Origin of the sequence: Vibrio sp. 10N.261.52.A1 (genome assembly GCF_002876325.1) — a bacterium.
Classification (GTDB): Bacteria; Pseudomonadota; Gammaproteobacteria; order Enterobacterales; family Vibrionaceae; genus Vibrio; species Vibrio chagasii.
On record NZ_MCYD01000670.1, the window covers coordinates 1 to 8,055 of the forward strand.

Annotated in this window: 9 protein-coding genes; 5 read left to right on the forward strand and 4 right to left on the reverse strand. The window is 43.6% G+C overall.

All coding sequences use genetic code 11. The annotated features are described in order from the left end of the window. Positions 1-41: 41 nt before the first annotated feature. Positions 42-581, reverse strand: coding sequence for a replication initiation negative regulator SeqA (gene seqA, locus BCT81_RS12730; protein ID WP_004737903.1), 540 nt, complete (start codon positions 579-581; stop codon positions 42-44). 93 nt (positions 582-674) lie between these two features. On the opposite strand from seqA, the gene BCT81_RS12735 reads away from it, so the two are divergent. The 3 genes from BCT81_RS12735 to fldA all read left to right on the forward strand — a co-directional run bounded on the left by BCT81_RS12735 (position 675) and on the right by fldA (position 2,355). Then, a complete protein-coding gene (locus tag BCT81_RS12735; RefSeq protein ID WP_102424654.1) occupies positions 675-1,436 on the forward strand; it encodes an alpha/beta fold hydrolase in 762 nt (253 codons plus the stop codon). Positions 1,437-1,544: 108 nt separating this feature from the next. Then, entirely contained in the window at positions 1,545-1,763 is a 219-nt protein-coding gene (locus BCT81_RS12740) for a DUF2788 domain-containing protein (protein WP_004737900.1), read from the forward strand. Between the two features lie 58 nt (positions 1,764-1,821). After that, the gene (fldA, locus tag BCT81_RS12745; RefSeq protein ID WP_004737899.1) at positions 1,822-2,355 is read left to right on the forward strand and encodes a flavodoxin FldA; all 534 of its coding nucleotides are present in this window, start codon (positions 1,822-1,824) and stop codon (positions 2,353-2,355) included. Between the two features lie 110 nt (positions 2,356-2,465). Here fldA and BCT81_RS12750 read toward each other — a convergent pair whose 3' ends face one another. After that, entirely contained in the window at positions 2,466-2,972 is a 507-nt protein-coding gene (locus BCT81_RS12750; protein WP_004737898.1) for a DUF4442 domain-containing protein, read from the reverse strand. Positions 2,973-3,179: 207 nt separating this feature from the next. Between BCT81_RS12750 and fcrX the strand changes: the two genes are divergently transcribed. Together fcrX and BCT81_RS12760 are read left to right on the forward strand one after the other, a co-directional pair. Then, on the forward strand, positions 3,180-3,629 hold the full coding sequence (gene fcrX / locus BCT81_RS12755; RefSeq protein WP_004737897.1) for a ferric iron uptake transcriptional regulator FcrX: 450 nt from the start codon (positions 3,180-3,182) through the stop codon (positions 3,627-3,629). A gap of 42 nt (positions 3,630-3,671) precedes the next feature. Next, positions 3,672-4,301: a type II secretion system protein gene (locus BCT81_RS12760; protein ID WP_102424655.1), complete on the forward strand. Its 630-nt coding sequence runs from the start codon at positions 3,672-3,674 to the stop codon at positions 4,299-4,301. A 107-nt stretch (positions 4,302-4,408) separates the two neighbouring features. On the opposite strand, the gene glnS is transcribed toward BCT81_RS12760, so the two are convergent. Then, a complete protein-coding gene (gene glnS, locus BCT81_RS12765) occupies positions 4,409-6,076 on the reverse strand; it encodes a glutamine--tRNA ligase (protein ID WP_061034161.1) in 1,668 nt (555 codons plus the stop codon). A 302-nt stretch (positions 6,077-6,378) separates the two neighbouring features. Next, entirely contained in the window at positions 6,379-7,935 is a 1,557-nt protein-coding gene (gene nagE, locus BCT81_RS12770; RefSeq protein WP_102424656.1) for an N-acetylglucosamine-specific PTS transporter subunit IIBC, read from the reverse strand. Positions 7,936-8,055: the final 120 nt, after the last annotated feature.

The window sequence follows — 8,055 nt, forward strand, 5'->3', positions numbered from 1 at the left end:
CTTCTTATCCATGGATATTATGAGGTTTAAATCAGATTTCGTTAAATTGAACCTGTTACTTTTTCGATCAATTCTGCTTGGAAATTCATGCGGCTCATAAGCTGCTCAACCATCTGTCTTTTACGGCTAGTATTATTATTCGTAATAACCCAAAAAGGACTTTGTGGAATGGCTTTAGGCTTAGTCGTGTTGCCGTTTGCTAACAACGTCGCTTCGTTATCAGCAAAGTAAACACGCTTACGGCCTTTTACTTGAGTTGCTTCTGAAAAGCTTTCAGGGTCGATTTTATGCAGTGTTGATAACACCAACATGAAACGATCAATGGCTTTCTTTAGTGACGCAAACTCATCTGATATTAGTAGTGAGCGCATTTCTTTAACGCCATCGAACTTCTCTGGAGTAAAGCCTACCTCTTTGCTAACAACGATACCTTTCGGCTCTACGATCTCTTCGATCGGAGCCATGCCTTGGCTATCAACCTGTAACAAGCGGCGCAGAATATCTGAAGCGCTTTCGCCAATACGTTCTGTCTGACCCGCAATAAAACGGTATAGGTCCTCATCAACCTCAATTGTTTTCATTCGCTTTTCACAATCTCAATGTTTAAACTCAGGGGGATTATAGCGAGATCCGCGCGGATACTCTACGTCAAACCCACCATGAATAAGATAAAAATGTCAGTACAGCTCAACTATAAAATCGAAGGTGAGGGTCACACCATAGTTTTGATCCATGGATTATTCGGTAATCTGGACAACCTAGGCTTGCTGGCCAGGGATCTAAAAGTCGATCATCAGGTACTGAGTATCGATCTTCGTAACCACGGACAATCCTTCCACAGTGATACTCACAATTACCAAGCGATGGCACAAGATGTCGCTCAACTGTTGAAAGATCTCGAGCTGAATGACGTCACTGTCATTGGTCACTCGATGGGCGGAAAAGTTGCTATGGCGCTTACCCAACACCTAGAGCTACGTAAACTGATTGTATTGGACATGGCACCGGTCGCTTACACCCAAAGCCGTCACGACAACGTATTCGCCGGCCTACAAGCTGTCATTGAAGAACAGCCAGGATCTCGTGCCGAAGCTCTTAAAGTGCTCGCCAAACATATCGAAATAGACGGTGTTCGCCAGTTCTTAACAAAATCACTGTTTAAGTCAGAACAAGGCGTTATGGAGTGGCGCTTTAACGTCGCATCTCTGCTCGCCAACTATGCACACATTATTGGTTGGGAACCGATCGACAAAACCTCAGTCAAAACCTTGCTAGTAAAAGGTGGGGATTCTGACTATCTCACGGCTGAGCACCAAACTGCGGTCCAACAGCAATTTTCTAACGCAAAGGCACACGTTATTGCGAATACAGGCCACTGGCTACACGCAGAAAAGCCAGCTGAAGTGCTGAGAGCAATTCGAAAATTCATCGCTTAAGTGCGCTTTTTCATGCAGATAAATGAGAGCTGAGTAATCACTGCACATTAACTTTATCTCGCAACAGTGATATAGTGCGCCCAAGCAAAATTGGTATATAAGGTTCCCATGCTTTACGACTACATGAACATCATTGAATCTGTTGGTTTAGATCTCCTATTTGCCGCGATTTTCTTTTTAATCGGTATGGCAATTAAGGACGTTCTCAAGCAAGGAAATGTTCCTCCATTTGGTCGTCGCATTGTGTGGTTAGTACTTTTCCTTGGCTGTGCAGGTTTTATCGCCAAAGGGATAATCCAACTAAGCTGGGAAGGAACCGGGATCTAACGATTCCCCTCCGAACTTTATTACACCGACAACAGACAAAATGAAAGGTAATGATTCTATGGCAAGTGTAGGTCTCTTCTTTGGTAGCGATACAGGTAACACTGAAGCTGTTGCTAAGATGATTCAAAAGCAATTGAGCAAACAGCTCGTTCACGTTCAAGACATTGCAAAAAGCAGCAAAGAAGATATCGATAACTTCGATCTACTGCTGCTTGGTATCCCTACGTGGTACTACGGCGAAGCACAATGTGATTGGGATGACTTTTTCCCAGAGCTAGAAGCTATTGATTTCTCAACTAAGCTTGTTGCTATCTTTGGTTGTGGTGACCAAGAAGATTACGCAGAATACTTCTGTGATGCTATGGGTACTATCCGTGACATCGTTGAAGCGAAAGGCGGTACTATCCTAGGTTACACTTCTACTGAAGGCTACGAGTTCGAAGCATCGAAAGGTCTAGTTGAAGGCGATGACAGCCAATTCGTTGGTCTATGTATCGATGAAGACCGTCAACCAGAGCTAACTGATGAGCGTGTATCTAACTGGGTTAAACAAATCCACGAAGAGATGTGCCTAGCAGAGCTTGAAGACTAATTCTCTGGCAGTTGTCCATTGTTACAATTAGTGACAACTCTCTAGATATGAAAAAACCTCCTAATTGGAGGTTTTTTTCTATTTGTCTATATAAGTTCTGTTTGTCTAAATTAGCACTCTGCTTCTAGTGCTTCGTCATCATCTCTGAATTGTGGCTTCTTTCTGACATAAAGCGTACGCTGAATTTCTGAGACCACATTACCCTGTTTATCTTTGACATAGATAATAAACTCGGGAAAACACTTCTCACCAAGTTGAGTCTGACGGTAAATCTCATCAAGCTGACCTTGGCTTATTTCAAAGTCTGCATACAGATCTGACTGACCAGGTTTGATGAAGTTAATGCTCGCCTCTTTGTCCCACACATAATACCTTTCACCTAAAATTCCCATTAACATCAATGAGTAAACAGGATCTGTGAGGGAAAAGATGCTACCGCCATACTGAGTACGATTGGCATTTTTGTTCCACCAGCGCAACTTAAGCACTGTTTTTACTACCCTAAAATCCGAACTAATATGGGCTATCTTTATCCCTGCTCCCCAAAATGGAGGCCAGATATTAAGAGCGAATTTTACGATGTTTGGTTTGTATATTTTTGCAAGTTGCTTATTCATAACAACATTCCGTGCTCATATTAGAATTCCCGCCACCATGACTGGTCGTACCTCCACTATAAGTGAGATACTTCCAATTTACAAAACAGATTGTGATGTTGATTAGTAACCCTTTGAAGTTCGTGGTTTATTGTTATGCCTGACTAAACTATAATGGTATTAATATTGAATTCTGTTAATTGCTGCAGATCATCAACAGGAAAGTATATGTCAGACAATAATCAAGCGCTAAAAGATGCTGGTCTTAAAGTGACCCTCCCAAGGCTCAAAATTTTAGAAGTATTACAACAACCAGACTGCCAACATATTAGTGCTGAAGATTTATATAAAAAGCTGATCGACCTAGGTGAAGAGATCGGGCTTGCGACCGTTTATCGAGTATTAAACCAATTCGATGACGCTGGCATTGTAACTCGCCACCATTTTGAAGGCGGTAAGTCTGTATTCGAACTTTCAACACAGCACCACCACGATCACCTAGTATGTCTAGATTGTGGCGAAGTTATCGAGTTCTCTGATGACATCATCGAAGAGAGACAAAAAGAGATAGCGAAGCGTTACAACGTTCAGCTAACGAACCACAGTTTATACCTTTACGGTAAAAGCATGACGGGTGATTGCAAAGGTAACCCAGACGCGCACAAACCGAAAAATTAAAAAAACGCTGACTTCGGTCAGCGTTTTTTATTTGTAGCTATCATGAACGACTCATACAGAAAGCGACCGCATATAAAAGCATTTACCTTGATAGAGCTACTGGTTGTGATTGTGATCATAACCGTGCTTTCTGTTGTTGCACTTCCGCGCTTTCTAAGTCTGCAAAGTGATAGCCGAATTGCTATTTTCAATGGTGCTCAGTCTCAGTTTCAAAGTGCGATTACGTTTGCTCACAGCAAATGGCTTGTGAATGGCGGCGGTAATTCAGAAATGAACGACCTACCTGGCTTTGGAGAAGATGCCAACGGCAACCCTCAATTGGATATGAATGATGAAGGCTACCCTTTAGGTGTCGATAAAAACTCTCCGATGGGCGCTCCCTACAATATAGGTAAAGGTCATCAGGGGTGTGTCGCTATTTGGGACGCGATCATGCATACCGATCTAACCGTCACAACAGATAGAGATAATTTTGATGGATTCGATTTTGTCTCACGCCGCCAAAACCTAACCTTTTTAACTAAAGAGGGTGGCTCAGAGACCGCTCAAGCACTTTGCTACTACATCTATACCGCAGAGGGTCACCACAGAAACCCAGACAGAGCGGAATACGTGTTTTGGTACAACTCCCGCACTGGGGAAATCACCAATTCTCGACCTGAAGATATCTGATACCACATTAGTAGCAACCGAATTTTACTCCCCATAAGCAGGATATACAGTCACAAAAAAACCGGCACTAGGCCGGTTTTTATTAAATAGCTTATTGGCGTTAGCAATTATGCTTCAGCTTTACCCCAAGTATCACGTAGGCCAACCGTACGGTTGAATACCAACGCATCTGCTTTAGAGTCTTTTGAATCAACACAGAAGTAACCTGTACGCTCAAATTGGAAACCTTGCTCTGCAGCGGCTTCCGCTAGGCTAGGCTCAACAAAACCGTTCAACTTAACCAGAGACTCTGGGTTGATCGTTGCAGCAAAATCATCCGCAGCGGCAGGGTTTGCCACAGTAAATAGACGATCGTATAGACGAATCTCAGCTGGCAATGCTTTATCAGCAGATACCCAGTGGATAACACCCTTCACTTTGCGGCCATCTGCTGGGTTCTTACCTAGCGTTTCGTCATCGTAAGAACAGAAGATAGTTGTAATATTGCCTTCTGCATCTTTCTCGATACGCTCTGCTTTAATTACGTAAGCACCACGTAGACGAACTTCTTTACCTAGAACCAAACGCTTGTACTTCTTGTTTGCTTCTTCACGGAAGTCATCACGTTCGATCCAAACTTCACGAGTAAACGGTACTTCACGAGTGCCCATTTCAGGTTTGTTCGGGTGGTTAGCAACCGTTAGTGTTTCTACTTTGTCTGCATCGTAGTTTTCAATCACGATCTTAACCGGATCTAGAACAGCCATTGCACGAGGTGCATTTTCGTTCAAGTCATCGCGGATACAAGACTCAAGTGAACCGAACTCAATCATGTTCTCTTGTTTAGTCACACCGATACGCTTACAGAATTCACGAATAGATGCAGAAGTGAAGCCACGACGACGTAAACCAGAAATAGTAGGCATACGTGGGTCATCCCAACCTTGAACTAGGTTTTCAACCACAAGTTGGTTTAGCTTACGCTTAGACATCACCGTGTATTCAAGATTCAGACGGCTGAACTCGTACTGACGAGGTTGGCAATCGATCGTAATGTTATCTAGAACCCAGTCGTACAAGCGACGGTTGTCTTGGAATTCAAGAGTACAGATAGAGTGCGTAATACCTTCCAGCGCATCAGAGATACAGTGTGTGAAATCGTACATTGGGTAAATGCACCATTTGTCACCTGTCTGATGGTGGTGAGCAAAACGAACACGGTAGATAACAGGATCACGCATTACCATGAATGACGAGCTCATGTCGATCTTAGCACGTAGACACGCTTTACCTTCTTCAAAGCCACCGTCACGCATTTTTTCGAATAGCGCTAGGTTTTCTTCAGGGCTGCGGTCGCGGTATGGGCTTGCTTTACCTGGCTCTTTTAGCGTGCCACGGTATTCGCGGATCTGCTCAGGACTTAGCTCGTCAACGTACGCTAAGCCTTTATTAATTAATTCCACAGCATAAGCGTAAAGCGTATCGAAGTAGTTTGATGAGTAACAAATGTCACCAGACCATTCGAAGCCTAACCAGCTTACATCATTCTTAATTGACTCAACGTATTCAACGTCTTCTTTTTCAGGGTTTGTATCATCGAAACGAAGATTACATTGTCCCTGGTAGTCCTGAGCAATACCAAAATTCAAGCAAATAGATTTAGCGTGACCGATGTGCAGGTAGCCATTTGGCTCCGGCGGGAAACGAGTATGCACGCTACTGTGTGTACCATCCGCTAAATCTTTATCGATAATTTGGCGAATGAAATTCGATGGACGAGCCTCAGCTTCACTCATCTATAGCACCTCTATGTATTTAGTATTGTCAGAGAAAGTTATCTTCCCTCTCCTAGCAAAACGCCACTTTTAGCGCTCACCCTAGGTAGAAAGATCATTGTTGCTAATCATCCACAATTCTTAGCCTTTGCACAATAAGAACCATCAGTTAATTGCGATTATTTCTGCTATTCGATGAAGAATAGAACGAACCTTCTCACTTGTCCTCAAGATGCAGATACAAAAAAGCCCCCCAGATGGGAGGCTTTCAATTTGACACTTACTTGAGAGTACTAATTACTGCTCAGTTAAGTACTTCCTTACTATGGAAGTTTTACATCAGATAGGTCTTCACCTGCACCGATAGCTTTCATTTCGCCAGCTACGATTTCAGCAAGAGGGCCTAGGATAACTTGTAGGTTGTTTTCACCTAGCTTAACAACACCTTTAGCACCTAGTTTCTTAAGAACTGCTTCGTCAGCAACAGAGCGGTCTTTAAGAGTTAGACGTAGACGTGTGATACAAGCGTCGATTGAAGTTAGGTTCTCGTGACCACCTAGAGCTTTTAGGTATTGACGTGCAAGGTCGCCTTTTGGAGCTTCGCCAGCTGGAGTCGCTGCAGCGTCATCATCTTCACGACCAGGCGATTTCAGGTTGAAAGCGCGGATTGCGAAAGAGAATGTGAAGAAGTATAGAGCACCGAAACCAAGGCCGATTGCTAGAAGTACTAGAGGTTTAGTTGCTAGACCCCAGTTCAATACGAAGTCGATAAGACCAGCAGAGAAACCGAAACCGTGCAGAGTACCAAACATGTTAGCAACTACTAGAGACAGACCAGTGAATACAGCGTGCATTGCGTATAAAGCAGGAGCTAGGAATACGAACATGAATTCTAGCGGCTCAGTGATACCTGTTAGGAATGAACAGAATGCTACTGAGAATAGTGCACCACCAACTTGGCTACGTTTTTCAGCAGGAGCAGCTAGGTACATTGCAAGTGCAGCACCTGGTAGACCGAACATCATTACTGGGAAGAAACCGTTCATGAATACGCCAGCGCCTTTATCGCCACCGAAGAAACGGTGTAGGTCGCCAGATTTAACAGTGTCAGTTACTTCTTTAACAACAGTAGTGATTTCTGGAGTTACAGAGTTAGCGAATGTGAATGTGTGCTCTTGGCCAACAACTAGAGTTTTAGCTAGTGATGGGTCAACACAAAGTTGAGTGATGTTAGCGAATGCGCCTTGACCAGCAACGATGATTTCTTGACATGTACCCATACCGAACCAGAAGTACGAGTTCAATACGTGGTGTAGACCTACAGGGATAAGTGCACGGTTAAGAGTACCGTAAACGAATTGACCGATAGCGCCAGACGTTGATACTGCGTGAGCCAGTGCGTCTAGACCAGATTGAACACCAGGCCAAACCACACCAGACACAGCACCTGCAACAAGTGCAAATAGACCAGCCATGATTGGTACTAAACGTTTACCAGCGAAGAATGCCAGCCACTCAGGAAGGCGTGTAGCATGGAAAGCGTTGTAAGAGTGACCTGCGATGATACCTGCGAAGATACCGCCGAAGAAAGACATGTTAACGTCAGCGTTAATTGTTGTTGCTGTCGCTGTTAGAACGAAGTAAGCAACTGCACCAGCAAGACCAGCTGCGCCGTTACCGTCTTTAGAAAGACCAATCGCGATACCTAGACCAAATAGCAATGGTAGGTTACCGAAGATAGCACCACCAGCTTGCGCCATAAATGGAATATCAAGTAGATCGCCTTGACCTAAACGTAATAGAAGCGCCGCAATCGGAAGCGTTGCGATAGGTAGCATTAACGCCTTACCTAGCTTCTGTGCATATCCTAGAATATTCACCAGTTGTTTCCCCCTATAGGATTTTTTAGAATTCGTTTGAGAAACTTATTTTAGTCGCTCAATTTAGTCCTATTCAGTGTATTCAATTAATTTTGCTCCGCAAATTAAAACCTTATCATT

Bases quoted from the DNA above. Each gene is read 5' to 3' on its own strand.
- fldA (WP_004737899.1), top strand. From the start codon at position 1,822: ATGGCAAGTGTAGGTCTCTTCTTTGGTAGCGATACAGGTAACACTGAA.
- fcrX (WP_004737897.1), top strand. From the start codon at position 3,180: ATGTCAGACAATAATCAAGCGCTAAAAGATGCTGGTCTTAAAGTGACC.
- seqA (WP_004737903.1), bottom strand. From the start codon at position 581: ATGAAAACAATTGAGGTTGATGAGGACCTATACCGTTTTATTGCGGGT.
- BCT81_RS12740 (WP_004737900.1), top strand. From the start codon at position 1,545: ATGCTTTACGACTACATGAACATCATTGAATCTGTTGGTTTAGATCTC.
- BCT81_RS12735 (WP_102424654.1), top strand. From the start codon at position 675: ATGTCAGTACAGCTCAACTATAAAATCGAAGGTGAGGGTCACACCATA.
- BCT81_RS12760 (WP_102424655.1), top strand. From the start codon at position 3,672: ATGAACGACTCATACAGAAAGCGACCGCATATAAAAGCATTTACCTTG.
- glnS (WP_061034161.1), bottom strand. From the start codon at position 6,076: ATGAGTGAAGCTGAGGCTCGTCCATCGAATTTCATTCGCCAAATTATC.
- BCT81_RS12750 (WP_004737898.1), bottom strand. From the start codon at position 2,972: ATGAATAAGCAACTTGCAAAAATATACAAACCAAACATCGTAAAATTC.